The sequence below is a fragment of the Catenulispora yoronensis genome (assembly GCF_039531695.1).
Lineage (GTDB): Bacteria > Actinomycetota > Actinomycetes > Streptomycetales > Catenulisporaceae > Catenulispora > Catenulispora yoronensis.
Genome location: NZ_BAAAQN010000007.1, coordinates 57420 through 82750, shown reverse-complemented (window position 1 = coordinate 82750; position 25331 = coordinate 57420). Strand labels below are relative to the sequence as shown.

Annotated in this window: 26 protein-coding genes; 12 read left to right on the top strand and 14 right to left on the bottom strand. The window is 70.7% G+C overall.

Annotated elements, in window-relative coordinates; genetic code table 11:
• Positions 1 to 148 precede the first annotated feature (148 nt).
• From ABD481_RS08265 to ABD481_RS08255, 3 genes are all read left to right on the top strand, one after another.
• On the top strand, positions 149 to 1099 hold the full coding sequence (locus ABD481_RS08265; protein ID WP_344664955.1) for a GlxA family transcriptional regulator: 951 nt from the start codon (positions 149 to 151) through the stop codon (positions 1097 to 1099).
• Positions 1100 to 1156: 57 nt separating this feature from the next.
• A complete protein-coding gene (locus tag ABD481_RS08260; RefSeq protein ID WP_344664954.1) occupies positions 1157 to 2488 on the top strand; it encodes a hypothetical protein in 1332 nt (443 codons plus the stop codon).
• An 88-nt stretch (positions 2489 to 2576) separates the two neighbouring features.
• Entirely contained in the window at positions 2577 to 3749 is a 1173-nt protein-coding gene (locus ABD481_RS08255) for a serine/threonine-protein kinase (protein ID WP_344664953.1), read from the top strand.
• A gap of 45 nt (positions 3750 to 3794) precedes the next feature.
• On the opposite strand, the gene ABD481_RS08250 is transcribed toward ABD481_RS08255, so the two are convergent.
• From ABD481_RS08250 to ABD481_RS08235, 4 genes are all read right to left on the bottom strand, one after another.
• A complete protein-coding gene (locus ABD481_RS08250) occupies positions 3795 to 3977 on the bottom strand; it encodes a hypothetical protein (RefSeq protein WP_344664952.1) in 183 nt (60 codons plus the stop codon).
• Positions 3978 to 4148: 171 nt separating this feature from the next.
• Positions 4149 to 4997, bottom strand: coding sequence for a helix-turn-helix domain-containing protein (locus ABD481_RS08245; protein WP_344664951.1), 849 nt, complete (start codon positions 4995 to 4997; stop codon positions 4149 to 4151).
• Positions 4998 to 5012: 15 nt separating this feature from the next.
• Positions 5013 to 5525: a DUF6879 family protein gene (locus ABD481_RS08240; RefSeq protein WP_344664950.1), complete on the bottom strand. Its 513-nt coding sequence runs from the start codon at positions 5523 to 5525 to the stop codon at positions 5013 to 5015.
• Positions 5509 to 5733, bottom strand: a complete 225-nt coding sequence (locus ABD481_RS08235) for a hypothetical protein (protein WP_344664949.1) — start codon at positions 5731 to 5733, stop codon at positions 5509 to 5511. Before ABD481_RS08235 ends, ABD481_RS08240 begins: the two co-directional genes overlap by 17 nt.
• 219 nt (positions 5734 to 5952) lie before the next feature.
• Between ABD481_RS08235 and ABD481_RS08230 the strand changes: the two genes are divergently transcribed.
• The 4 genes from ABD481_RS08230 to ABD481_RS08215 all read left to right on the top strand — a co-directional run bounded on the left by ABD481_RS08230 (position 5953) and on the right by ABD481_RS08215 (position 9801).
• A complete protein-coding gene (locus ABD481_RS08230; protein ID WP_344664948.1) occupies positions 5953 to 6702 on the top strand; it encodes a hypothetical protein in 750 nt (249 codons plus the stop codon).
• Between the two features lie 135 nt (positions 6703 to 6837).
• A complete protein-coding gene (locus ABD481_RS08225; protein ID WP_344664947.1) occupies positions 6838 to 7896 on the top strand; it encodes an ABC transporter ATP-binding protein in 1059 nt (352 codons plus the stop codon).
• Positions 7893 to 9041 (top strand): ABC transporter permease, encoded by a 1149-nt coding sequence (locus tag ABD481_RS08220; RefSeq protein ID WP_344664946.1) that lies wholly within the window; start codon positions 7893 to 7895, stop codon positions 9039 to 9041. The genes ABD481_RS08225 and ABD481_RS08220 overlap by 4 nt, the downstream gene beginning before the upstream one ends.
• 1 nt (position 9042) lies before the next feature.
• Entirely contained in the window at positions 9043 to 9801 is a 759-nt protein-coding gene (locus ABD481_RS08215; RefSeq protein WP_344664945.1) for an endonuclease/exonuclease/phosphatase family protein, read from the top strand.
• Between the two features lie 124 nt (positions 9802 to 9925).
• On the opposite strand, the gene ABD481_RS08210 is transcribed toward ABD481_RS08215, so the two are convergent.
• From ABD481_RS08210 to ABD481_RS08190, 5 genes are all read right to left on the bottom strand, one after another.
• Positions 9926 to 10480: a gluconokinase gene (locus ABD481_RS08210; protein ID WP_344664944.1), complete on the bottom strand. Its 555-nt coding sequence runs from the start codon at positions 10478 to 10480 to the stop codon at positions 9926 to 9928.
• Between the two features lie 49 nt (positions 10481 to 10529).
• Complete coding sequence (locus ABD481_RS08205; RefSeq protein WP_344664943.1) at positions 10530 to 11135, bottom strand: DUF4291 domain-containing protein; 606 nt, start codon at positions 11133 to 11135, stop codon at positions 10530 to 10532.
• A 111-nt stretch (positions 11136 to 11246) separates the two neighbouring features.
• A complete protein-coding gene (locus ABD481_RS08200) occupies positions 11247 to 11873 on the bottom strand; it encodes a DUF1707 SHOCT-like domain-containing protein (protein WP_344664942.1) in 627 nt (208 codons plus the stop codon).
• 122 nt (positions 11874 to 11995) lie between these two features.
• Positions 11996 to 12946 (bottom strand): aldo/keto reductase, encoded by a 951-nt coding sequence (locus tag ABD481_RS08195; RefSeq protein WP_344664941.1) that lies wholly within the window; start codon positions 12944 to 12946, stop codon positions 11996 to 11998.
• Positions 12947 to 12994: 48 nt separating this feature from the next.
• A complete protein-coding gene (locus tag ABD481_RS08190; RefSeq protein WP_344665100.1) occupies positions 12995 to 14749 on the bottom strand; it encodes an acyclic terpene utilization AtuA family protein in 1755 nt (584 codons plus the stop codon).
• Positions 14750 to 15070: 321 nt separating this feature from the next.
• On the opposite strand from ABD481_RS08190, the gene ABD481_RS08185 reads away from it, so the two are divergent.
• A complete protein-coding gene (locus tag ABD481_RS08185; RefSeq protein ID WP_344664940.1) occupies positions 15071 to 15523 on the top strand; it encodes a hypothetical protein in 453 nt (150 codons plus the stop codon).
• Between the two features lie 136 nt (positions 15524 to 15659).
• Here ABD481_RS08185 and ABD481_RS08180 read toward each other — a convergent pair whose 3' ends face one another.
• A complete protein-coding gene (locus ABD481_RS08180) occupies positions 15660 to 16835 on the bottom strand; it encodes a citrate synthase (protein WP_344664939.1) in 1176 nt (391 codons plus the stop codon).
• Between the two features lie 115 nt (positions 16836 to 16950).
• Here ABD481_RS08180 and ABD481_RS08175 point away from each other — a divergent pair, with 115 nt between their 5' ends.
• Positions 16951 to 18048, top strand: coding sequence for an ABC transporter ATP-binding protein (locus tag ABD481_RS08175; protein WP_344664938.1), 1098 nt, complete (start codon positions 16951 to 16953; stop codon positions 18046 to 18048).
• Here ABD481_RS08175 and ABD481_RS08170 read toward each other — a convergent pair.
• A complete protein-coding gene (locus ABD481_RS08170) occupies positions 18029 to 19615 on the bottom strand; it encodes a sensor histidine kinase (protein WP_344665099.1) in 1587 nt (528 codons plus the stop codon). The genes ABD481_RS08175 and ABD481_RS08170 overlap by 20 nt on opposite strands.
• 53 nt (positions 19616 to 19668) lie before the next feature.
• On the bottom strand, positions 19669 to 20394 hold the full coding sequence (locus ABD481_RS08165; RefSeq protein ID WP_425559121.1) for a response regulator transcription factor: 726 nt from the start codon (positions 20392 to 20394) through the stop codon (positions 19669 to 19671).
• A gap of 101 nt (positions 20395 to 20495) precedes the next feature.
• Here ABD481_RS08165 and ABD481_RS08160 point away from each other — a divergent pair, with 101 nt between their 5' ends.
• From ABD481_RS08160 to ABD481_RS08150, 3 genes are read left to right on the top strand one after another with little or no spacing between them, the layout of a single operon-like run.
• On the top strand, positions 20496 to 21857 hold the full coding sequence (locus ABD481_RS08160) for a ferredoxin reductase family protein (RefSeq protein WP_344664936.1): 1362 nt from the start codon (positions 20496 to 20498) through the stop codon (positions 21855 to 21857).
• A 59-nt stretch (positions 21858 to 21916) separates the two neighbouring features.
• Positions 21917 to 22450, top strand: coding sequence for an FMN-binding protein (locus tag ABD481_RS08155; RefSeq protein ID WP_344664935.1), 534 nt, complete (start codon positions 21917 to 21919; stop codon positions 22448 to 22450).
• The gene (locus tag ABD481_RS08150; protein WP_344664934.1) at positions 22447 to 23178 is read left to right on the top strand and encodes an FAD:protein FMN transferase; all 732 of its coding nucleotides are present in this window, start codon (positions 22447 to 22449) and stop codon (positions 23176 to 23178) included. Before ABD481_RS08155 ends, ABD481_RS08150 begins: the two co-directional genes overlap by 4 nt.
• Positions 23179 to 23349: 171 nt before the next feature.
• Here the strand turns inward: ABD481_RS08150 and ABD481_RS08145 are convergent, their stop codons facing one another.
• Positions 23350 to 24012 carry a hypothetical protein gene (locus ABD481_RS08145; protein ID WP_344664933.1) on the bottom strand — a complete coding sequence of 221 codons (663 nt, stop codon included), beginning with the start codon at positions 24010 to 24012 and terminating at the stop codon, positions 23350 to 23352.
• 62 nt (positions 24013 to 24074) lie between these two features.
• A complete protein-coding gene (locus ABD481_RS08140; protein ID WP_425559120.1) occupies positions 24075 to 25052 on the bottom strand; it encodes a serine protein kinase RIO in 978 nt (325 codons plus the stop codon).
• Positions 25053 to 25331: the final 279 nt, after the last annotated feature.

The following is a 25331-nucleotide window of genomic DNA, read 5'->3' as shown; positions in this document are numbered from 1 at the left end:
CACCCGGCTGCCCAGTGGCAGGAATGACATGCTGCGCTAAAATACTGCCATGGCTGGTGGTGTGCGTCCGTCTTCGGGCTCGGGCTCGGGTTCTCGTTCTGGCTCAGGCTCAGGCTCGGGTTCTCGTTCCGGCCGGCATCTTCTTGCGGTGGCGGTCACCGAGGGCGCGCCGATCTTCGAGCTGTCAATCCCCATCGAGATCTTCGGCCGTCTGCGGCCCGGCATGCCGGAGCTCGGCTACGACGTCCGGGTCTGCAACCCGGTGTCAGGGCCCGTACTGTCCAGCGGCGGTTTCGTCGCGCACAATGCCGACACGTACGACCTGCTCGCGCACGCGGACACGGTGATCGTCCCCGCGGTGCGCAACGTCGCGGAGGAGCCGCCCGCGGACCTGGTCGCGGCCGTGCGCGAGGCCCACGCCCGCGGCGCCCGCGTGGCCTCGCTCTGCTCGGGCGCCTTTGTCCTGGCGGCCGCGGGCTTGCTGGACGGGCGGCGGGCCACCACGCATTGGCTCTACGCGGAGGAGTTCAACCGCCGCTTCCCCCAGGTGGAGCTGGACCCCGCCGTCCTCTACATTGACCACGGCGACGTCCTCACCAGCGCCGGAACCACGGCCGGCATCGATCTGTGTCTGGCCATGGTCGCGGCCGACCACGGCGCGGACGTCGCCAACACCCTGGCCCGGCGGCTGGTCGCGCCGGCGCACCGGAGCGGCGGTCAGGCTCAGTATGTTGATACACCGATGCGCGCGGCGCCGGTCGAATCAGGGCCCGAAGGACTGGGCCCGCTGCTGGACTGGATGCGGACGAATCTCGCCGAGCCGCTCACGGTCGCGGATCTGGCCCGCCAGGCCAACGTCGCCGAGCGCACGCTGATCCGCCGCTTCCACACCGCCGTGGGCACCACGCCGGGCAAGTGGCTCACCGCGCAGCGCGTCCTGCACGCGAAACGCCTGCTGGAGACCACCGACCTGCCCGTGGAGCGGGTCGCCCGGCAGGCCGGCCTGGGCGGCGCGGCGAACCTGCGCCACCACTTCACGGAGGCGGTGGGCGTCGCACCGAGCGACTATCGCCGTACGTTCCGTGCGCCAGGGTATTGATTCGAATACCTCGGATCGGCCTATCGTGGTCCCAGCAGTTTCCTGACTGGAGGCCCAGTGACGACAACCCGCGATCCGTCGTGCGGATTCGGCCGGCTGACCGACGGGGACGACTGGGACGACGACCTCGGTGTCGCCGGCCGGGTCGGCCCGCTCGGACCGCTCATCCCGGTCGGCCCGCTCGGCCGGGCCGATCCGGCCGGACCGCCCGGCCGGGCGCCGTCGCGCTGGATGTCGCCGCCGCCCCCGCCGCCGTTCAGCGGCCGGCCGACGATGGCCGCCTACGGGCGTGCGATCGACCACTTCCGCAGCCATCCGGACCGGGCCGGGGGCCTGACCCATCTTCGAGAGCTGATGCTCCAGGGCGTGCGGGCCGGGACCGTCGGCGCGCACGAGGTGCTGTGCCACGTCCGGCCGGCCGCGGTGGCGGTGTCGCTGCTGGCCGAGCCGGATCCGGCGGTGGTGCCGGTCGGCCGGCTGATCGTGGAGCGGATCCGGGTCGCCGCCGCCGGCCGCCCGGAGCGCTGGTCGGCCTTCATCGACCGGGCCGAGTCCTGGACCGGCTCGCTGCTGTCGCTGCTCACCGACGCCGACGACGAGCGTCCCAGCCTGCCCCCGGCCCGCCCCAACGCCTGGACCGGCCACCTGTGGCGGCCCGCCAACATCCTGCTGGCCCTGGCTCCGCCGGAGGGCGCCCGCCACTTCCTCACCGAGGGCGCGGTCGGCACCGCGATCCGCCGCGCCGGGCTGGCGCAGCGGATGGCGGGCTTCGTGCCGCTGTCGCGCGCGCTGGTGGAGCACACGCTGAGCTCCCGGGGCAGCGGCCGGGCCCGGCTGCGGCTGGCGGCGAACGCCTTCACCCCGGACGAGGTGCTGGCCGAGCTGCTGAACTGGGTCGGCGAGCCGGCCATCGCCACCGCGGTGCGCGAGCACGACTTCGCCGGCGCGGCGGTGCGGTACGCGGCGTTCGAGACCGTCCGGGACCGGCCCGAGGCGCTGCGCAACTCGCTCACCGAGCTGCTGGACCACGGCCAGCAGCAGTTCCTGGACCTGCTGGACGCGGTCCCGGACGAGGACGCGGTGTGGATCCACACCCTGATCCGGATGGCCGGCGACGCGCTGGGGCCGGGTCCGCGCCGGGCCGCGTACGCACGGCTGGCAGAGGTCTGCGAAGCCGAGGCGGTGTGGACGCTGGACCTGGCCGTCGCCGGGTCGCTGGAGGCGATGCTGCCGGAGGTGCGGGCGTCGATGACGGAGGGCTCGGCGGCCCCGCTGGCCGCGGCGCTGCGCGCGGTGCCGTTCCGGGACCGCCTCCAGGACGTGAACGCCGCGGCCGGGGAGCTGCGCCGGGAGGAGCTGCTGGACCGGCCGTTGCCGTGGCTGCGGTGACGCGGTGACGCGGTGACGCGGGGCGGCGGTACGACACCGTCACAGCACATTGACATCGTGACCGACGACGAATCAGGGGAGAACCCGCGTGGATCCGCTCCAGCCCGGCGACCCGGCGCGTATCAGCGGCTATGAGGTGCAAGGCCGCCTCGGCGCGGGCGGGATGGGCGTGGTGTACCTGGGCCAGGCCGTGCACGGCCGCCTGGTCGCGGTGAAGGTGGTCGCCCCGCGGCTGGCGAACGACCCGGAGTTCCGCGCGCGGTTCCGCCGCGAGGTCGCCGCCCTGCTGAAGGTGTCCAGCCCCCGGGTGGTGCCGGTGATCGGCGCCGACCCCGACGGCGACGAGCCGTGGCTGGCCACCGAATACGTGTCCTCGCCGGACCTGGCGGTCGTGGTGGGCACCGACGGCGTCCTGAAGAACAAGAAACTCAAGAAACTGACTCGCGGTCTGGCCAAGGCCCTCGAAGCGATCCACGCCGCCGGCCTGACCCACCGCGACCTGAAGCCCGGCAACATCCTGATGACCGACGACGGCCCCAACGTCATCGACTTCGGCCTCGCGATCGCCCCAGGCGACACGACCCTGACCCAGGCGGGCTACGCCATCGGCACCCTGCCCTACATGTCACCGGAGCAGATCGCGGGCAAAGCGGTGCGACCGCCGTCCGACATCTATTCGCTCGGCGCGGTGGTGGTCTTCGCCGCCACCGGCCTCCCACCCAGCGCGGGCGGCACCACGGACACCCTGAAGCAGCCGCTGCGGGGCGTGATCGAGGACTGCCTGGAACCCGATCCGGACGACCGGCCGACACCCGACGAGATCATCGAGCGGCTCCAGACACCCGTCGACGAGGACGACGAGAAGACCCTCCAGACCACCACGACGACACCCACCGAGGTCGACTGGTGGCACTCCGGCGGCGCGAAACTGCTGGGCTGGGTCCTGCTCGGCGCCGCGGTCCTGATCGGCGGCGGCGTGTCCTGGGGCGACAGCATCGCCGACGCACACGTCGGCGACTGCGTCAACCACTCCTTCGGCGACGAGGACGGCTGGAACTTCGACAAATGGTGCCGATTCCCCATGCCGTTCGCCCCGAACTACACCGTCCTGTACACCACCGTCGACACCGGCGGCACCTTCCCCTTGGGCGGCTGCGCGGCGGTGGTACCCGATTGGAATCCCGCCAAGGACGTCCAAGTCCGCGGCTTGAAGGACGAGCACGGCGTTGCTGTCTCGTTCTGCGCGCGGCCGCGGAAGTAGCCGGTCGGGTAAGCGGCACGGCGCTGACCCAGCTCGTGTGACGCGTCAGATGCGCCTTGCGAGGAAGACCGGGGTATCCCACGACGCGGTGATGTTCGGGGAGTAGGGGGCGGTCAGGACCGTCACCCAACCGTTAAGCCCTGTGCATCGCTCGACCGAGCGCCACATTCGGTCGATGCCGATCACGTCGCCGGACTTGGCCGCCTCGATGGTGGTGTCATCGTCCATGAGGCAGAAGCCTTCGGGAGGGTCGCCAGGGTCCTGCGTGAGTATGGTGAGGGTTCTCGCCGGCGTCTTGTGCTGAGTCCGACTCGGGGGAAGGGCGTTCGCGGTCATGCCTAAGAGGTTCGGGCCGCCGCCAGTAGCAGTTCAATGAACTTTACGGAACTTGACCAGTCTTCACCCGAGGGAGTCAATGGCTGCCGTGATGAGAGACCGAGCTGGCTTGTCGTAGACCGCCATCTCGGACAGCGTTGTAAATGCTCGAACATAAATGTCGACGTCGCTTGGCGCTGTGACGGTGACTTGTGCTCCTAGCAGTTCGACGGAGACCGTCCTGTCGTCGAACATGGTGAAGGACTCGACCGGCCACATGGTCCTGTCGGCCGTCTCTGGGATCACGCCGAGTACGACGCTCGGCAGCGTCATCGTTCGCAACAAGTGAGTGAGCTGAAGCAGCAAGGTCTCGCTACCGCCGATGCGGTACCGCAGCACGGACTCTTCAACAAGGATGGCGAAGGTGTGGTCCCCGTGCCGAAGAATCTTTGAGCGTTCGACTCGCGCCGCCACGGCTGATTCGACGTCGTTCACGGAGCCGTGGAACTGGGTGAACAACATGAACAGCGCGGTGATGTAGTTCGGGTCTTGCAGGAATCCGGGCATGAAGTTCGAGCAGTAGATCTTGAAGGCGCGAGTCTGCTCGTAGAGTGGTACCCGGCGATGTTGGAGTCTCGTCAGTCCGGCCGACTGCAACCGGCGCCACTCGACGTACATGCCTTCGATGTTGCGAGCGGTGGCGATCAGGTCCTCCGCTTGGTTGTCGGCGCCGCAAATTCGCGTCCAGGTCCGGATGTCCTCCTCGGTTGGTGAGCGGAGCCCGGACTGAAGATGGGAGCACTTGGTTTCGTGCCAGCCCGCTTGTTCGGCCAGCGCCCTCGCGGTGATCCGCGCTTCTTGGCGGATGGTGCGAAGGCGTTGGCCCAGGGCTTCGCTGGCTCGTTGCGCTGTCGAGGACGGCGACTTGGTCACGTCGAGACTGCTCGCTCAGGTCGCAGGCCGGTACTCGTCGTGCGGGATGGATCGAGTCCAGATGGCCTCGAAGGCGTCAACACATCTCGCAACGACTTCAGGAGTCTCGGTCACAGTGGCATCGACGAACGCGCCATTACCGGCGAACAGTTGGAACATGACGATGCGATTGTCGAAGATCCAGAAGTCGTTTCCGGGGAGCATGATCTCCGATGCCCGGCCACGGGGAAGCCAGCTGACTTGCTCGCCGGCCTTGATGTTGTGGTCCGACGTGATGTCGTATTCATACTGCACGTAGTCGCTAAGGGGCTCGGAGACGATCCGTGCTCTCCTTATGGAAACCCCCCGCGCAACGGTCTTGGCCACGAGCTTGCGCCAATTCCGGCTTCCCTCGTTGGTCGGCGCGCCTCGGTAGCCCTCTTGCCATGGGACGAACCCTGGAGAGACCGGCGTGTAGTCGTCCCGCATCTCCAAGTGGACGGCGCAATAATTCGCCGCTTCCATCAGTTCGTCAATCGACTGGGCCACTGCCCTTCACCTCCGGGAAGATCGGCATCATCCGGCGCGGAAACACGATCACGGTCTCATTCTCGGGGAGGTCCAGGCCGGCGAGCTGGGCCGAATCCTCCAGCTTCCAGCCTTGGAGGACGTAGTGGTCGGTCTCGTCGTCCCAGTAGATCGTTGGAGACTGGCCATTGTCGCTGTTCGGGTCCTTGCCCAGCATATGCAGTGCCATGGAGCCCTCCGGAAAGATGGGTGACGACTGATATGACCGAGCTTGCTCGCGGAGCGGCGCCGAGAACTAGGAACTTTACCGAACTTTACTGGCCCACAGACTTCATGGCCTGACCCGCGGTCCCGCCACATCCCGTCATCCAGCGCCGCGGCATAGAGACTGCTGGCTCCAAGTCGACTCGGTAGCGCGACCTTGCCGTCCCTCTATAGGGTCGCGCTCATGGCGGGACCTGACGCATGGGATCCGGGGGCTGAGCCGAGGCTTGCGGGCCAGGTCTTCGACGCGGCTACGCCGGCTGCGGCTGGGGGACTGGTCGGCGCTTTGGTCGGACTCGCTGTCGGTGGTCCGGCCGGTGCGCTGCTGGGCGGAGCGGCGGGCTCGGTCATCCCAGAGGTCATCAAGGCAATGGATGCCTTTCAGGAGCGCGCAGGGGAATCCGCGAACCTGGTCGCATCACATGTAGCCGAGCTGACGGGACTGAGTCCGGTGGATCTGCACCTGTGGGCGGTGGGTGATGAGCGACGGCTGAGCCTTACGGCTGCGACGATGCAGGCCGCCTTCTCAAGCCTCGACAAGACGAAGCTTCGGGCGCTCGCACGGGTCTTGGCCGAGGCGGTCGAGGACGATGCGCGGCTGGATCTGGCGACTCTGATTACGGCTTCCCTGGCGGATCTCGAGCCCTCTCACATCAGGGTCTTACGTGCGATGTGCACGGAGACGCCACCAAAAACCTGGGAGGAATCGGTTGCTCGCGGCGCTTGGCTGTATTCGGCCCTTCGAGTCAGGTTCCCAAACCTTGGCGAAGGTATTTTGCCGATCATGGCGACTCTGGTCCGCCACGGTATGGCCGACGGTAGCGGTCTGGCCGGAACGACTCCCGCAGGCATGCCAGACGACGTCTGGAGCATTACGGACTACGGCAGGAGCGTCTTTTCGTTCCTCGGACAGGCCAGTGTCGATGACGAATGACGAGGATCGGTCTCGAAGTCGGATCGGGCGGAACCGCCGATCAACTGGGTCCCCTCGGTCCGCACTATGGTCGTAACGTAAGCCCCGCTGGCTAAGATCATTACTCACGTCGGCTGTAGACCATCGGGAGGCTTGATGCTGGAGCTTGACGGACTGCGCAAACGCTACGGCGACCGTGTCGCGTTGGACGGAGTGACGTTCTCCGTGCGGCCGGGGGAGCTGTATGGCTTCGTCGGCACCAATGGCGCGGGCAAGACCACCACGATGCGGATCACGCTCGGTGTGCTCGAGCCCGATGCGGGAACGGTGCGGTATCAAGGCAAGCCGGTCGACAGTGCGACGCGTCGGACCTTCGGTTACATGCCTGAGGAGCGTGGGCTCTATCCGAAGATGCGTGTCGGCGACCAGCTGCGCTATCTCGCCGAGTTGCATGGTCTGAGCCGTGGTGATGCCGACAAGGCCGCGAAGTACTGGATGGAGCGGTTGTCGGTCGCGGAGCGTGCTGGGGACCGGGTCGAGGCGTTGTCGTTGGGCAATCAGCAGCGGGTGCAGTTGGCGGCGGCGTTGGTGCATCATCCGGCGGTGCTGGTGCTCGACGAGCCGTTCTCCGGGTTGGACCCGGTTGGGGTGGACAACCTGGCCGAGGTGCTGCGGGAGCGGGCCGCGGAGGGTGTGCCGGTGGTGTTCTCCAGCCATCAGTTGGAGTTGGTCGAGCGGTTGTGCGACAGCATCGGGATCATTTATCGGGGCCGGATGGTGGCCACCGGGACGGTCGACGGGTTGCGGGCCTCGCGTGCGGAGCGGGTGCTGACGGTCGGTACGGAGGCCGGGGCGGGGTGGGCCGACCGGATTCCGGGTGTGGTGTCGGCGGAGTACGGGGCGGACGGTGCGACGTTGCTGCTCACGCCGGAGGCTGACGACCAGGTGGTGCTCGATGCCGCGCGGGCGCTGGGGCCGGTGCGGGAGTTCACGCCCAAGCGTGCGAGTCTGGCCGAGTTGTTCCGGGAGGCGGTGGCCGATCACGACGGGGACGGGGACGGGGCTCCTGCGGCCGAACCCGAACCCGGACCCGGCGCCAGCGCCAGCGGCGCGGCTTCCGCAGATCCGGCCGCTTCCGCAGCTCCCGCCGCTCCCACCGAGCCCGCCACCGCCGAGCCCGCCCCCACCGCCGACTCGGAAGGACCGACCGCGTGAACCGCAACACCGTACGGCTCGTGATGCGCCGCGAGTTCGTCGAGCGCGGCCGGGACCGCGGCTTCGCCATCGCGGTCGGCATCTCGCTGGCCATTGTGCTGGTGTCGGTGCTGATCGCCTCGCTGGTGTCGAGCAAGAACAAGACGCCGTCCTTCGATGTCGGCTTCGCCGGGACGCGGGCCGCCGTCGAGCAGCAGATGGCGGAGCGGGACGCCTCGGCCTACAAGATCAAGCTGACGTCGACCATCATCGCCGGCGGTGATCTGGCCGCGGCGCAGCAGCAGGTCAAGGACGGCAAGCTGGACGCCCTGGTGACGGACGGCATGGTGTACGTCCAGGACGAGGTGGATCCGAAGCTGGCGCCGGTGCTGGCCACCGCGAACCTGGCCGCGCAGGTCCCGAATCTGGACCAGGTCCAGGCGCAGACCACGATGAAGCTGGCGCCGAAGGATCCGGCGGCCGGGCAGCGCAAGACCGTCGCGCTGATCGCCGAGATCATGCTGTTCAGCCAGATGATCGCGTACTGCATGTGGGTCGCGACCGGTGTGGTGGAGGAGAAGGCCAGCCGGGTCATCGAGGTGCTGCTGTCCACCGTCTCGCCGCGCGCGCTGCTCACCGGGAAGATCATCGGTATCGGGGCGCTGGGCTTGTTGCAGCTGGCGGCCACCGCCGCGGTCGGGATCGGCGCCGGTTCGGCGACCGGCGCGCTGCATCTGAGTCCCCAGGTGTGGCAGACCGTGGGCATCGTCGCGGTCTGGTTCATCCTCGGCTACATCTTCTACGCCGCCGCCTACGCCGCCGTGGCCGCGCGGGTGTCGCGGCAGGAGGAGATGCAGACCGCCGTGCAGCCGCTGAACCTGCTGCTGATGGTGCCGTACTTCACGGCGTTCGCGGCGATCGGCAACCCGGACGCCGGCTGGGTGCGCGCGCTGTCGCTGATCCCGCCGTTCTCGGTGCTGATCCAGCCGGTCCGGATCGCCGGCGGTGACGCGGCGTGGTGGGAGCCGGTGGTGGCGATCGGGCTGATGGCCGGGCTGACGGTGGTCATCGTGCTGGCCGGGGCCCGCGTGTATGAGAATTCTGTTTTGCGGTTCGGGTCCAAGGTCTCGCTGCGGGCCGCCTGGACCGCGGGGAGGAAGGCTTAGCGTGCGCCAGGTCCGGATCCTGTCGTTCAACACCCTCTACAACGCGGCGCCGAAGGTGCGGTTGCGGGCCCTGGCCGAGACGTTGGCCGAGTCCGACTACGACGTGGTGTGTTTGCAGGAACTGTGGATCCTGCGGAACTTCCGCATGTTCCGTTCACTGACCACGGACTCGTTCCCGTACGCCGCACACGGCCTGCGGTTCCCCACGGTCGCCGGCGGCCTCCTGACGCTGTCCCGCATCCCGCTGGTCGGGCACCGGTACGTGACGGTGGCCGAGAAGCAGCCGTGGCGGCGCGAGACGCTGCTGCGCAAGGGCGTGCTCATCACGCGGCTCGCGGTCGACGGCGAGTTCCTCACCGTCGCCAACACGCACCTGTCGGCGAACCACCACTCGGACTGGTCGAAGGCGGCGCCGTTCACGAAGGTGCAGGAGCGCGAGCTGGCGACGCTGGCCGGGCATCTGCGCAAGGTCGACTCCGGCGAGCCGGTGGTCGTGGTGGGGGACTTCAACGTGCCGCGGGACTCGTGGCTGTTCGAGGGGTTCCTGGCCAACTCGGGCCTGCGCGACGTCTTCGAGGGCGACGCGGCGACCACGTTCCGGCCGGTGCCGGGCTGGGACGGGGCGGCGCTGGACCAGGTGGCGGTCTCGCCGGGGCTGAAGGCATCGGCCGAGGTGGTGCTGAAGGACAAGGTGCGGACGGTGGACGGGCAGGACCGGTACCTGTCCGACCACTACGGCGTGGCTGCTGCGATCGGGTGACGGCAAGTGGGTGGCGGTGGGCGGGTGCCGGCGATCGGGTGACGGCGAGCGAACGGAAGTGAGCGCGTGACCGTGACCATGACCGTGAGCTCCGGCGGCGCCGCGCTGGAAGGCCCGCCACCCGCTAGTCCCCCCGCCGGCTCCCGCCCACCGGAATGTAGGACCGCAGCCGCTCCCACTCGATGATCTGCTCGGCGGTCAGCTCCGGCGTGCCCGCCGAGCGGATCATCAGCACGCCCTCCTCCCGCGTCGGCGGCTCCAGCGCGGCCAACTGGCTGCCGAGCATGTCGGCGTGGAACATGTGGCCCCGGCGGTCGGTCATGCGCTGGTGCAGCGTCTTGAGGTCGACCACCAGGTAGACCATGCGGACCTGCGGACGGCCGGCCCGCAGGCGGTCGCGGTAGCGGCGCTTCAGCGCCGAGCAGGCGATCACCGCCGGGCGGTCCTCGGCGGACTCCTTGTCGATCCACTGGCCGATCTCGTCCAGCCACGGCAGCCGGTCGGCGTCCTCCAGCGGCTTGCGCGCGGCCATCTTGGCCAGGTTCTCCGCCGAGTGGAAGGCGTCGCCGTCGGCCCAGTCCCAGTCCAGGCGCGAGGCCAGCAGCTTGCCGACGGTCGACTTGCCGCTGCCGGCGACGCCGGTGAGGACGACGACCGGGGGCGGGACGGGGAGAGCCATGGCACCAGCGTGACATCCCCGGTGGCTGCGCGGCGCGGGTCGGCGGGCCTTATGGGTGACTGTGGAGCCGCCGCCCGATCGCCTCGGGCACGTCGTACGGCCGTTCCTTCGGCAGCTGCTCGGCGGCCCGGTCCGCGCGGCCCTGCTTCACCAGGTCGGCGATCTTGCGCACGGTCGGCGTGAGGTCGCGGATCTCGGTCGTCCACGCGTCCACGTACTCGGCGACGATGTGCCTGCTCAGGCCGACCTGGATCGACCGGGCGTCCAGCACCCCGCCGCGCAGCGTGCGCTCGGGATCCCACTGCACCCGCACCGCCGAGGTCTTCAGCTCCCGCTCCCAGCTCGCCCGGTCGCTGTGGACGCCGCTCTTGTAGCTGGTCAGAACCGCTTGAGACAGGGCGTCCTCCCAGCCCTCGCGGGTGATGCGGATCGCCAGGACCCGTTCCTGCCCGGGTTTGCGCGCCCAGTTGCTGCGCCCCATCATCCACAGGAACGACGGCTTGATCCACGTCATCCGGTTCCTGGAGAAGGGCTCGACGAAGCGCTGCGCGCGCACCGCCGGTTCCGCGATCGCCGGACTGTAGGCCTGGTAGACGACGATGGTCTTGGCGTCGTAATCGGCGCGGATCTGGTGCAGAGGAAGTGTCGTGGCCATGCGGGCCCCCCGATCGAGATGTGCTTCAGGGGAGTGTGGCCCGGGATCGCCGCGAGCGCGCGCGAATTTCCGGCAGGAGTCCGCCGCGGCGGTTGCTGCTGCCCGGAGCGGTTACTGTCCCTGGCCCTCGTGCCACGAGTAGTGGTCGGAGGCACCCTTGCGCCGCACCACGATCTTCCCGAACCGGGACCTGCCGGTGATCCGGATCAGCGGCCCGTCCTCCCCGCTGCCGCCCTTCCCGCTGGTCACCGACCGCTTTCCGAACAGCGCGCCGCCCTCGTCGACGATCCGCGCGTTCTCCGGGACGGTGATGACGGCCTTGCCGCAGAAGGTGTTGACGTCCAGCGTGATCTCCCGGCCGGGCAGCACCGCCTCGGAGAGGTTCACGATCAGCGCGCCGAACCGGGCGTTCGCCGTGGTGTGGCGCCCGGCGACCCAGCGGCCGCTGCGGATCACCTTGCTGAACGTGGCGTCCAGCTCCTGGTGCTCCAGCGCCGCCAGGGCCGGCGTGCCGGGCCGGTCGGGCCCGGCGTGCAGGTCCTCGGGCAGGTCCGCGGTCAGCGGCACCAGGTCGGCGCGGGTCTTGGCGCTGTAGGCGGCGTCGATCCGCTCGGCCAGCTCGGCGCTGTCCAGGCGGCCCTGGGCCAGGGCCTCGGACAGCACCGCGGCGACCGCGTCCCGCTCGGCGTCGGAGGCGCGGACCGCGGGCGCCTTGTCGTCTTCCGGCCTGGAGGTCATGGCCGCAGTGTAGCGAGGAAACGGCCAGGACGCGACATATCGCGTCCTGGCCGGGCCTTCGCGAGCAGATCATGGTGCAGGTCAGAGCGGCGGGGCAGAACCACCCCGCCACCGAACCACCGTCAGGGAACCACCGGCGCCGGCACGATCGCGTCGATCTCCGCCAGCTGCTCGGCGGTCGGCTCCCAGTCCGCGGTCGCGGCGTTGGCCCGCACCTGGTCGGCGTTCATCGCGCCGGAGATCACCGAGGCGCAGCCGGGTTGCGCGCCCAGCGCCGCGATGCCGACGTCGAGCAGGCTCCGGCCGTTCTTCTCCGCCCAGGCGTGCAGGGCCTCGACCTTGTCCAGCCGGTCCTCGGTCACCCAGTCGGTCCGCTGGGCCAGGCGGGCGTTGTCCGGGATGTCCTGGCCGCGCCGGATCTTGCCGGTGAGCAGGCCGTTGGCGAGCGGGAAGTAGGGCAGGACACCGAGGCCGAAGCGGACGGCGGCCGGGACGACCTCGGTCTCGGCCTCGCGGACCAGCAGCGACCAGTGGTTCTGGGCGGAGACGAACGGTGCCGCGGCCAGCTGCTCGGCGACGTAGTGGGCCTCGGCGATCTGCCAGCCGGCGAAGTTGGAGTTGCCCAGATAACGGACCTTGCCCGCGCGGACCAGGTCGTCGAGGGCTGACAAGGTCTCCGCGATCGGCGTGTGCGGGTCCGGGGTGTGCAGCTGGTACAGGTCGATGTGGTCGGTGCGCAGCCGCTTCAGGGAGGCCTCGACGGCGCGCCGGATGTAGGAGCGGCCGCCCTTGGCGCCGGCGGCCGGGCCGTACTTCATGTCGTAGTTCTGATGGCCGAACTTGGTGGCCAGCACGACCTTGTCGCGGCGTCCGGTGAGCACCTCGCCGAGGAAGGACTCGGACTGGGTGTCGCCGTACATGTCGGCGGTGTCCAGCAGCGTGATGCCGGCGTCCAGGGCGGCGTCGACGACGCGGCGGGTGCCGGCGACGTCCAGCCGGCGGCCGAAGTTGTTGCAGCCCAGGCCCACGACGGACACCAGCAGGCCGGAATTCCCCAGGTGGCGATAGCGCATAGGCCGATCCTAAAGGGTGCCCCGACGCCCGGCTCGCCGTGCCCGTCCTCAGCCGTTGAGGAACTCCACGGGCACCTCGACCAGGCGCGAGCGCAGGAATTCGCCCAGTCCCTTGGCCTGCGGATCGGCCCGGGTGGAGGCGGCGACGCCTTCGCCGAGCAGCCCGTGCACCACGAAGTTCAGGGCCAGCAGGTTCGGCAGCTCGAAGCGGTCCACACGCAGGTAGCTGGACTCCGGGACGAGCTTCTGGAAGGTGTCGACAGTCAGGGTTTCGCAGAGCCACGCGTAAGAGCGTTCGTCGCGGGTCCATAAGCCGATGTTGGCGTTGCCGCCCTTGTCGCCGGAGCGCGCGCCGCACACCAGCCCGAGCGGGGCCAGCCGCTTCATGCCGTCGGAGACGAAGCGCGGCGGCGGCGCCGGGGCGTTCAGGTGCAGGGCCTGGCCCATGGGCCGGCGGCACGGCCGGATCGGCACCCGCTCGCCGTTCGGGAGCACGGCGACGTGGTCGACGTAGCGGTCCTGGATCAGCGTCGGCCAGTACACGCCGAACTCGACCTCGCGGGTCGGCGGCGCCGTGGCGTGCAGGCCGGAGTAGCCGGACAGCGCCAGGCCGGTGACCGCGGCGGTGAAGGCCTGGCCGACCTTGTCCGGGTCCTTGTCCTTGACCGTGATGTGCAGGTAGGCGGTGGCCTCCTCGCTGGTGCGCGCCTGCTCGGCCGGCTTGTCGCTGCGCTGGAGCCGGAGGTCGACGGACTCGAAGCGGCCGCGGCCGCCGAGCGTGTCGAAGATCTGCGCCTCGGCCAGCCCGGCCTTGGCCTCGACGTCCAGGCCGGTGATGCCCAGGGTGATCGAGTTGCGGTAGCCGCCGCGGTAGTTCAGCGCGACCTTCAGCTTGTGCGGGCCGGTCATGCCCTTCACCCCGGTGATCCGCACGCGGTCCGGCGCCTGCTGGGTCAGGCGGATGGTGTCGAAGTGCGCTGTCACGTCGGGGTTGGTGTAGGCCGGGGTCCCGATCTCGTACAACAGCTGCGCGGTCACGGTGCCGACCGAGACCACGCCGCCGGTGCCCGGGTGCTTGGTGATCACCGAGGAGCCGTCGTACGCGACCTCGGCGATCGGGAAGCCGGGGACCCGGGCGTCGGGCAGCTCGTCCAGGAAGGAGTAGTTGCCGCCGGTGCACTGCGGGCCGCACTCGATGACGTGTCCGGCGACCACGGCGCCGGCCAGCGCGTCCCAGGCGTCGCCGGTCCAGCCGTGCCACCAGGCGGCCGGGCCCAGGACCAGCGAGGCGTCGGTGACCCGGCCGCAGACCACGATGTCGGCGCCGCCGGCCAGGGCCGCGGCGATGCCCCAGCCGCCGAGGTAGGCGTTGGCGGACACCGGCTCGGCCGCCGCGTCGAAGGGCTCGCCGGTGTCGGTGTTCGGGAACGGGACGCCGTTGGCGGCGAGCTCGCCCAGGTACGGGAGCAGGTCGTCGCCCTCGATGTGGGCCACGGTGAGCCGCAGGCCCAGGTGCGCGATCAGGGCCCGGAGGTCCTCGGCCAGCCGGGCCGGCTCCAGGCCGCCGGCGTTGGTCACGACCCTGATGCCGCGCTCCTGGCAGGCGCCGAGCACCTGGTTCATCTGCGCCAGGAAGGTGCGGGCGTAGCCAGGGCCGCCGCGCTCGCGGGCCTTGTGCAGGATGAGCATGGTCAGCTCGGCGAGGTAGTCGCCGGTGAGCACGTCGATCGGACCGCCGTCCACCATCTCCCGGGCCGCGGACAGGCGGTCGCCGTAGAACCCGGAGGCGTTGGCGATGCGCACCGGGCGCCGCGGGACCGCGTCGCGGTGGGGCTCCGCGACGGGTACCGGCGCGACGGAGGCGGGCGGGACCTGCGTGTTCACTTCACGAACTCCTCGCAGTGTGACCTGAGTTCTCTCGGCGACTTTACTCGCGGGGTGCCCCCTGGCGGGCCAGTAGCGCGCAGGATTTCCCAGAACGGGTGAAGGCGGGCCCGTTCGGGCTGTTCCGGACCGGTGTGCGCGCGGATATGACCACGATCCGATCCTCCGCCGGATCGCGGGGCCGGACAAGTCAATCCGTAGGCTGATTCCAAGCCCGGCAACGCGACCTATCGTGAGGCCATGACAGTCGACGACCTGACCCCGCAGGAGATCGCCGCGGCCCTGGCCGCCCGTCGTGAGCTGGGCCCGGACTACGAGCACGAGATCGCGGCGGCGCTGGCCGACCGCATGGAGCGCCGCATCGACGCCGAGGTCGCGGCCCGGACCGGCGCGGACCAGAAGTCCGGTCCGAGTCCTCGTGACGGCCGGGGCGCGCTGCTCGGCCGGGCCGGGCACGCCGGGACCGGCGGGGCCGGCGGGTCGGCCGGGGCCGGCGACCGCCACGACGTGGAGATCGCCGATTCGGTGACGGCCCGCTGGACGGCGCTGGGCTCGCTGGCGGCCGGGACCATCGTCACGGTGTCCAGCAGCGGCAACGCCTACAACCCGAGCGTGGTCGGGGCGACCTGGTTCGGGATCATCATGATCAACCTGGCGGTCGGGCTGGGGCGGCGGCGCCGGCGCCGGGGGTAGGGGTTCCGGCGGCGACGGATCAGGGTCCGGATCCCGAGGAATCCGAACCCTGATCTCGCAGATCTCCCAGATTTCACAGATTTCACAGATAGTGCAGATCTCGCAGATAGCGCAGATCTCGCAGATCTCTAAGCGGTCAGCCCTCCGGAAGCGGCTGCGGCGCCGGGATCCCGGCGTAGTGCGCGGCCGGGCGGATGATCTTGGAGTCGCGGGCCTGTTCGAGGATGTTCGCGCACCAGCCGATCACCCGGGAGGTGGCGAACGTCGGGGTGAACATGTCGCGCGGGACGCCCGAGAGCTCCATCACCACACCCGCGTAAAACTCGACATTTGTGTACAACTGGCGACCCGGCTTGAGCTCGGCGAGGGCCTTGAGCACGTGGCTCTCGACCGCCACCGCGAAGTCGACCAGGTCGCCGCCGAGGCGCTGCGCGACGCCGCGGAGCATGACCGAGCGGGGGTCGTCGGTGCGGTAGACCGGATGGCCGAAGCCCATGATCCGGGCGCCGGCCTCGACCTGCTCCCGGACCCACTCCTCGGCCTTGTCCGGGGTGCCGATCTCGTCCAGCGTGTCCAGGGCCCGGGACGGCGCGCCGCCGTGCAGCGGCCCGGACAGCGAGCCCAGCGCGCCGGTGACGGCGGCGGCCAGGTCCGCGCCGGTGGAGGCGATGACGCGGGCGGTGAAGGTGCTGTTGTTGAAGCCGTGGTCCACGGTCGAGATCAGGTACTGCTCGATCGCGCGGGCCTGCTCCGCCGTCGGCTCGGTGCCGTTGAGCATGTACAGGTAGTTGGCGGCGTAGGACAGGTCGTCGCGCGGCTCGACCGGGTCCAGGCCCTTGCCCAGGCGGTGGACGGCGGTCAGCACCGTCGGCGCCAGGGCGCTGACATACAGCGCGTCGCCGCGCCGGGTGTCCTCGTCGATGTCGTACAGCGGCCGCATCCCGCGCTGCCCGGCCAGCAGCGGCAGGGCCGCGCGAAGGCCGTTCATCGGGTCGCCGTGCACGGCCTCGGCGATGGCCGGCAGCAGGGCCTTGACCTGCTCCGGGAGGTGGCGCAGCGGAGTGGTCTCGGCGACGAACCGCGCGCGCTGCGCGGCGTCGGGCAGGTAGCCGTCGATCATCAGGACCCAGACGTCCTCCAGGGTCCGCTTCTCGGCCAGCTCCACCGCGTTGTACTGCCGGTAGTGATAGAAGCCTTCCTCGCCGCGCACGTCGCCGACCTCGGTGTCGGTGACGATCACGCCGGCCAGGCCGCGCGGGACGTCCACGGTGGTGACGCTCCGGGTGGGGCGAGGCTGCTCGGATCCGAGCATCGTCGTGCCTCCTTGTGTGATTGTGTCGTCACCCCCGATCTTGGGCACCCCGCCCGCCGGGCGTCAATCGGGGCGTTCGGTGATATGTGATGATCATGGGGTGTACGCTGGCGCGGTGACGGATGTGATCTCCCTCACCGGCCTGGTCAAGACCTTCGGACGCGGATCCGGCGCCACCCGCGCGCTGGACGGGCTCGACCTGGCGGTGGCCCCCGGCGAGGTGCACGGCCTGCTGGGACCCAACGGCGCCGGCAAGTCCACCACGCTCAGGATCCTGCTGAGCCTGCTGCGCCCGGATTCCGGCGAGGTGCGGCTGTTCGGGCGGGACGCCTGGCGCGACGCCGTGGCGCTGCACCGCCGGCTGGCCTACGTGCCGGGCGACGTGGCGCTGTGGCCGGACCTGTCCGGCGGCCAGGTGCTGGCGATGCTGGCCAAGCTGCGCGGCCGGCCCGGCCAGTCCGACCAGTCCGACCAGTCCGACCAGTCCGGCCAGTCCGGGCGGCTGCCGGAGCTGCTGGAGCGGTTCGCGCTGGACCCGGGGAAGAAGGGCCGCGCGTACAGCAAGGGCAACCGGCAGAAGGTGATGCTGGTCGCGGCGTTCGCCTCGGAGGCCGAACTGCTGGTGCTCGACGAGCCGACCAGCGGCCTGGACCCGTTGATGGAGGCCGAGTTCCGGGCCTGCCTGGCCGAGGAGAAGGCGCGCGGGCGCACCATTCTGCTGTCCAGCCACATCCTGTCGGAGGTGGAGGCGGTGTGCGATCGGGTGAGCATCGTGCGGGGCGGGCGGGTGGCCGAGTCCGGGACGCTGGCCGAGCTGCGGCATCTGACGCGGACGCTGGTGAGCGCGGAGGTGGAGCGGCTGCCGGCGGGGTTCGAGGGGTTCCCGGGGCTGCACGAGGTGCGGATCACGGAGCTGGGGGCGGGTTCGGCGGCGGGCGGTTCCGATGGCGCGGCTGAGGCTGCCGGGAGCGCTGGGGCTGCCGAGAGGGCCGAGAGCGCCGAGGCCGCTGTGCCCGCTTTGCTTGCTGTGCCCGCTGGACCCGCTGGACTCGCAGGGCCCGCCTACGTCGGCGGGGGAGTGCGGCTCGAATGCACCGTCGACACCGAGCACCTGTCCCGGCTGCTGGTGGCCCTGGGCACCGAGGGAATCAGGTCCCTGACCAGTCGCCCGCCGACGCTGGAGGAGCTGTTCCTCAGGCACTACGCGGCGTGACGCCGAGCGGGAGTACGAGCACGAACACGGTACGGCCCGGGACGGAGGCGACGGCGACTTCGCCCCCGTGCGCCTCGGCGACGGCGCGGGTGATGGCCAGGCCCAGCCCGGTGCTGCCGGAGGCGCGGGAGCGGCCCGGGTCGCCCCGGGTGAACCGGTCGAAGACCCGCTCGGCAAGCTCCGGGGCGAGGCCGGGCCCGGTGTCCTCGACGGTGAGCCGGACCCAGACGCCGCGCAGCGCCAGACCGACGGTGATGCGCGTGCCCGGCGGCGTGTGCACCCGCGCGTTGGTCACGAGATTGGCGACGGCCTGCGCCAGGCGGTGCGGATCGCCGGGGACGAGCACCGGATCGGTCGGCAGATCGAGGCGCCATGCGTGGACGGTGGTCGGGGCACCGCTGTCGGAACCGCTGTCGGAACGGCTGTCGGAACCACCGTCGGAACCACCGTCGGAACCGCCGTCGGAACCGCCGTCCGAGCCGTCGCCAGGAGCGCTTTCGCCATCGCCGCCGGCCGCCCGATCGTGATCCGCGGCCTGCGCGTCGTCCACGGCGTTCAGCACCAGCAGCGTCAGGTCCACCTCGACCGACTCCAGCGGCCGGCCGGCGTCCAGGCGAGCCAGCAGCAGCAGATCGTCCACGATCGTGCCCATGCGGCGGGCCTCCGCCTCGATGCGGGACAGCGCGTGGCGGGCGTCGTCGGGGAGCTCGCCGCGGCGGAGCGCCAGTTCCGCGTGGCCGCGCACCGAGGCCAGAGGGGTGCGCAACTCGTGGCCGGCGTCGGCGGCGAAGTCGCGCAGCCGGCGTTCCACCGCCTGGCGGCGGGCCAGGGCGTCGCCGACGTGGCCCAGCATCCGGTTCAGGGAGGCGCCGACGCGGCCCACCTCGTCGCGGCGGTCGGCGTCCGGGACGCGGACGTCCAGGGCCACGTCGCCGCTGGCCAGCGACAGGGTGCTGACCCGCTCGGCGGTGGTCGCCACGCGGTCCAGCGGGCGCAGCGCCAGCCGGACCCAGGCCGCGCCGCCCAGGGCCGCGACCACCATGGCGCCGCCGAACAGCGCCACCTCGGCGATCGCCAGCTCGCGCACGGTGTCCTCGACGTGCTCCAGCGGCAGCCCGGTGAGCAGGGTGTCGCCGTCCGCGCCGGGCTGGGCCCGCACCCGGTACTCGCCGAGCCCGGACAGCCGGACCGTGTGCCCGGTGCCGTCGGTCGGCAGGGCCAGCAGGGTCCGGGCGTCGGCCGGCGACAGGGCCACCGGGCCGGTGCCGTTGCCGCTGGTCCGCTCGATCACGCCGCACTGCGTCACCACGCCGTTGGCCGCCCGCGCGCCGAACGTGCCCAGCGCCTGCCCGCGGGTGTCCGCGCGCGGGTTGTCGGCCAGCCCGTGCTCCAGGCTCTGCGCGTAGTGCGGCCCGGCCGCCACCAGCTGCTGGTCCAGCCGGTCCACCAGGAAGGCGCGCAACAGCGCCGTGGTGGCGAACCCCACCCCGGTGAAGATCACCGCGAGCAGCACCACCAGCCCGAGGATCAGCCGCCGGCGCAGGGAGCGCGGCCGGAACCGGGCCATGGCGCGGCGGCTTCCCGTGCGCACGGGGCGAGCCTACGCGGCCGGGCGGGCCCTCACGGGGCCGCCGCCTTGATCACGTACCCCGCTCCGCGCACCGTGTGGATCATCTGCGGCCGCCCGGCGTCGATCTTCTTCCGGAGATAGCTGATGTAGAGCTCCACCACGTGCGCCTGCCCGCCGTAGTCGTACGACCACACCTCGGCCAGGATCTGCGACTTGCTCAGCACCTGCCGCGGGTGCCGCATCAGGAAGTGCAGCAGCCCGTACTCCTTCGGGCTGAGCTCGATCGGCTCCCCGCCGCGCGTCACCTCCCGCGCCGCCGTGTCCAGCACCAGGTCGCCGACCACCAGGCAGTCCGGCCCCGGCGCCTTGCCCGCCCGGCCGCGCGCGGTGCGCCGGACCAGGCTGCGCAGCCGGACCACCACCTCGTCCAGGCTGAAGGGCTTGGCCACGTAGTCGTCGCCGCCCGCGGCGATGCCGGCGATCCGGTCCTCCACGGCGTCGCGCGCGGTCAGGAACAACACCCGCACCTCCGGGCGCGAGGCGTGGATGCGCCGCATCACCTCCAGGCCGTCCAGATCCGGCAGCATCATGTCCAGGACGACGGCGTCCGGGCGGTAGGTCGCCGCCGCCGAGACCGCCTCGCGGCCGTCGTGCGCGCCCACCGCCTCCCAGCCCTCGTGGCGCAGCGCCCCGCAGACCACCTCCACCAGGTCCGGCTCGTCGTCGACGACCAGGAAGCGCCACGGTTCAGTCGGGTTCATGGAGCTCACAGACATGGCCGACATCGTGGAGGCCCAGCGTGAAGATTGCCTAAGGATTCCCCTCGTTCGGCCGCTGTTCTGAGGAAACTCAAAGGAACCGCTGTTTACCTCGGGTCATGAGCACGACCGCACTGCGACGCGACGCCGTCCCGCCCGGGACCGGCGGGTCGAAGCCGTCGCCGGAGACCGTCCCGCGTCTGGCCCTGGCCCTGGTCGGGCTGGGTGCCGTGCTGGTGCTCGGCGCGTGGTGGCGCAGCACCAGCTCGGTCAGCGGCGCCGCCGGCTGGCTGACCGGCGCCGGCCGCATCACCGGCCTGCTGGCCGGCTACCTGGCCCCGGTCCTGCTGCTGCTGATGGCCCGGCTCCCGGTGCTGGAGCGGCGGGTCGGCAGCGACCGGCTGGCCCGGTGGCACGCCTTCGGCGGCCGGTACCTGGTGTACCTGGTCATGGCCCACATCCTCACCATCACCTGGGGGTACGCCCTCACCGACGGCAAGAACCCGGTGGCCGAGGGCGTCGAGATCGTCTTCCACTACCCGGAGATGATCAAGGGCACGCTGGCCACGGTCCTGATGCTCGGCACCGGTGTGGTGTCGGCGCGCGCCGCCCGCCGCCGGATGAGCTACGAGACGTGGTACTACCTGCACCTGGCCACGTACCTGGCGATCGCGCTGGCCTTCAGCCACCAGATCGTCAACGGCGCCGAGCTGTCGGTGCAGCCGGAGCAGACGCTGTGGAGCCTGTACTACGTGCTGGCGGCGGCGGTGCTCGGCTGGTACCGGCTGCTGCTGCCCTACCTGCGCGACCGGCGGCACGGGCTGCGGGTGCACTCGGTGGTCGCCGAGGGCCCGGGCGTGTACTCCGTGGTCCTGCGCGGCGAGCGGCTCGACGAGCTGAAGGCGCGGCCGGGGCAGTTCTTCCGGTTGCAGTTCCAGACCCGGGGCCTGCGGTGGGTGGCGAGCCCGTACTCGCTGTCGGCCGCGCCGCATCCGAACTTCCTGCGGTTCACCGTCAAGAACCTCGGCGGGCACAGCGCGGCGGTGGCCGGGCTGGCGCCGGGCACGAAGGTCCGGGCCGAGGGGCCGTACGGGGCCTTCACGCAGGACAAGGCCCGTTCGCCGCGGGTGCTGCTGATCGCCGCCGGCGTCGGGATCACGCCGATCCGGGCCCTGTTCGAGACGCTGCCGGGGCAGTTGACGCTGGTCTACCGGGCCGGGAGCGACCAGGAGATCCTGTTCCGCACGGAGCTGGAGGAGATCGCCCGTCGGCGCGGGGCGCGGCTGGTGTACCTGGTCGGCAGCCGGCGTCGGCACGGCAGGACGCTGACGGCGAAGGGCCTGGAGCATTTGGTGCCGGGGCTGACCGCGCACGACGTGTACCTGTGCGGTCCGGAGGCGATGCAGCAGGCCGTCATCGCGGCGCTGCGCGAGGCCGGGGTGCCCGGCAGCCGGATCCACCACGAATCGTTCGAGTTCTAGAGAGGCTGTGTCCCATGCGCCGCGCGATAGTCACCGGAACCGCGACCGTCTCGGGTGTCGTGCTGCTGCTCGGGTTGAAGCCGCACAACGACACGCCGAGCGCGAGCGGGAGCACGCTCTCGATCAGTTCTTCGGATCAGAATCAGCAGCCGCAGTCTCAATCGCAGTCTCAGTCTCAGTCTCAACCGCAATCTCAATCTCAATCTCAATCGCAGTCCCAGTCGACGGGGAGCGCGGGGGCCGCGCCGGGTGCGGGTTCGACGCCGAGTTCGGGGGCGTCGTCGAGCTCGGGCTCCTCGAACTCGAACTCTGCCGCCACCAAGACCGTCACCGGCGACGCGGCGGACACCCGCTACGGCCCGGTGCAGGTCGCCATCACCGTCAGCGGCAAGAAGATCACCAAGATCGACGTGCTGGAGTACCCGACCGAGAGCGGCCGGGACCGCGAGATCAACAGCTACGCGATCCCGCAGCTCAACCAGCAGGCGATGACAGCTCAAAGCGCCACCATCGACGGCGTCTCCGGAGCGACCTACACTGCCGACGGATATCAGCGCTCGCTGCAAAGCGCTATCGACAAGGCGGGCTTATGAGCGTGCGGCATGTCGAACCGGTGATGGGCACAGTCTTCTCGATCGTGGCCGACGTCGGCGACGGCATCCCGGAGGCGCTGGCCCGCCTCCACGCGATCGACGCCAAGTTCTCGACCTACCGGCCGGACAGCGTCATCAGCCGCATGGCCCGCGGCGAGCCGGTGGCCTACGACCCCGAAGTCGCCGAGGTACTGGAACGCTGCGCCGAGATCGAGGCCGACACCAACGGCGCCTTCAGCGCCCGCCCCGACGGCCGCCTCGACCCGAGCGGCTGGGTGAAGGGCTGGGCGATCGAGGAGACGAGCCGCCTGCTGACGGCGTCCGGCTCCGGCAGCCACCTGATAGTCGGCGGCGGCGACGTGCAGGCCCACGGCGAGGCCGAGGAAGGCCGCCCCTGGACGATAGGCATCGCCGACCCCCTGGAACCCGGCCGCTTCGTCGCCCTCGTGTCCGGCACCGACTTCGCCGTCGCCACCTCCGGCACCACCGAACGCGGCGACCACATCCTCGACCCGCTCACCGGCCGCCCGGCAGTCGGCTTCGCCTCGGTGACAGTGATCGGCGAACGGATAGCCCGCGCCGACGCCTACGCGACAGCGGTGTTCGCGATGGGCCCGGACCGCGGCCTGGAGTGGGTCGAGAAGCAGGACGGGTTCGAGGCGTACGCGGTGCTGACCGGCGGGCAGACGGTGGAGACCGGCGGGTTCGCGGAGTATTTGACGGGGTGAGCTGACCGCCGCACTGGTGTCGGCCGGCGCCGATACTGACCGGCGACCGGTGACCGATCAGCGTCGCCTCGGCACCGGTCGATGCCGAGGCGCGACTGACCGGTGCCGAATCGCCGCCGACCGATTCCAGCCTGTTCTCCGCCGAACGCCTCGCTACCTATCTCGTCTCTCCTACCGGTCCCGGCCGAGGAACGGAGCGAAGTGGTCCGCCACCTCGTCCGCGATCGCGTCCGCGTCCTGCGAACCGTCGACGCGGAGCACGCGGATGGTGAGGGCCTCGGCCTGTCGGGCTGCTTCCTCGCCGACCAGGCGGTCGCGGGCGATTCGGTTGGCCTGGGCTCGTTCGGGGTTGCTGAGGTGCCGATTCAGGGTCGAGGTGCGTGGGACTGTCGCGAGTTGGTGCCGGCGGAAGTCTTCGGTCGGCAGTAGCACGATCATTCGGCGAGGGGTGTCGAGGATCGGTGCCACCAGGTCGGGGCGTAGGCCCCAGCCCTCGGCGAGGATCGGGCGTTCGCTGAACAGGGCGCGCAGGTCGTCCAGGGCCCATTCGAAGCGGACCGGGAAGCCTGCGATGGTCTCGGCGGCCATGTCCTCGGGGGTGGTGCGGACCCAGGTGGTTTCGGGGTCCGGGTTCTCCGTCGGTTCGCCGAGGGCCACTCGGCGGGCGATCCGGCGGTCCTGGTGGCCGCGGGCGTCGTGGTAGTCGTAGTGGTAGGCGGTCAGGCCGTGGCGGTGGGACAGGATGCGGGCCACCGTTGTCTTGCCGGCCCACTGTGCGCCGCCGATCCACAGGGTGCGGCGGAGGGTGCCGGTCGGGTCCCAGAGCTCTGTCATGCGGTCCTCTCGTGTGTCGGCGCCGGGCGCGCCGACACACGAGTGTGCCGCCTCGGCCGGGCTCAGCCGATCCTCGCCTCCGCGGCGAGCATCGCGATCAGGGCTTCGGGGTCCGCGAGGTGGTCGGGCAGTCCGCGGGCGTGGAACCACTGCGCCACGTTGCGGACGTCGCGGGCCAGGAAGTCGCGGCCGTTGGGGTTCCTCACCACGTCCACCACCTGCGGCAGGTCGATCAGGACCAGTCGGCCGTGGTGCACCAGGATGTTGTACGGCGACAGGTCGCCGTGGGTCTGGCCGCGCTCGGCCAGCGCCAGCAGGGCGCCGACCAGCTGCTCCCACAGGTCTTCGAGTTCCTCGCCCTCCGGACGCAGCTGTGCCAGGCGGGGCGCGGCGGTGCCGTCGGGGTCGCCGATGAACTCCATCAGCAGCTCGGTGCCGTACAGCTGCACCGGGTACGGCACCGGCACGCCGGACTGCCACAGGTCGGACAGGGCGCCGAACTCGGCGACCGCCCATTGCTGCGCGATCAGGTTCATGCCGAAGGAGGAGCGGGTCTCGATGGCCCGCATGTCGCGGGTGCGGCGCAGGCGGCGGCCTTCGAGGTAGCCGGCGTCACGGTGGAAGGTGCGGTGCTCGTTGGAGCGGTAGCGCTTGGCGGCCATCGTCACTTCCTGGCCGGTGTCCGGGGAGACCCGGCGGAGCAGGAAGACGTCGGCCTCCTTGCCGGTCTTCAGCACGCCGAGCTCGTGGTCGCACGCGCCCTGGTCGGTGACCACCCACTCCGGGAGCGGTTCGGGTCCGTGGCCGGAGTCGGCCCAGTTGGACCAGCGGTCGCCCTCCGGCGGCGCCATGTCCTGGTTCTCGCGCTCGATGGCCAGGCGCGCGCGTTCTTCGAGGGTGAGGCGGCCCTTGCGGTTCGGGTTGGCCTGCGTCAGGTCCTGGCGGCGCCGCATGCGCTGCGGGGTCGCGGACACATCGTCGAAGTTGTCGAAGTCGTCGTTCAGGTACTGCGAGTGCTGAGGCACTGTGGTGTTCTCCATGAAGAAAGGAGGTGATCAGAACGGGAATCCGCGCGCGCGGCAGCGACGGAAGAAGCCACTGTCCCCACCTCCTTCAGGAGAAACACTTGGTCGTCGGCGACCTGCTGATCGGCGACGGGGAAGAGGCTGCCACCGGATCCGGTGCCGCGCAACTGGTTTTTCGCCCGCTCGCTACGATCAAGGGGTGAGCGAGGGGGTGCCGGCCGACACTGCGCGGGCCGACATTGCGCGGGCTGACACTGCGCATGCCGACACCGGGCCGGCCGACACTGCGCGGGC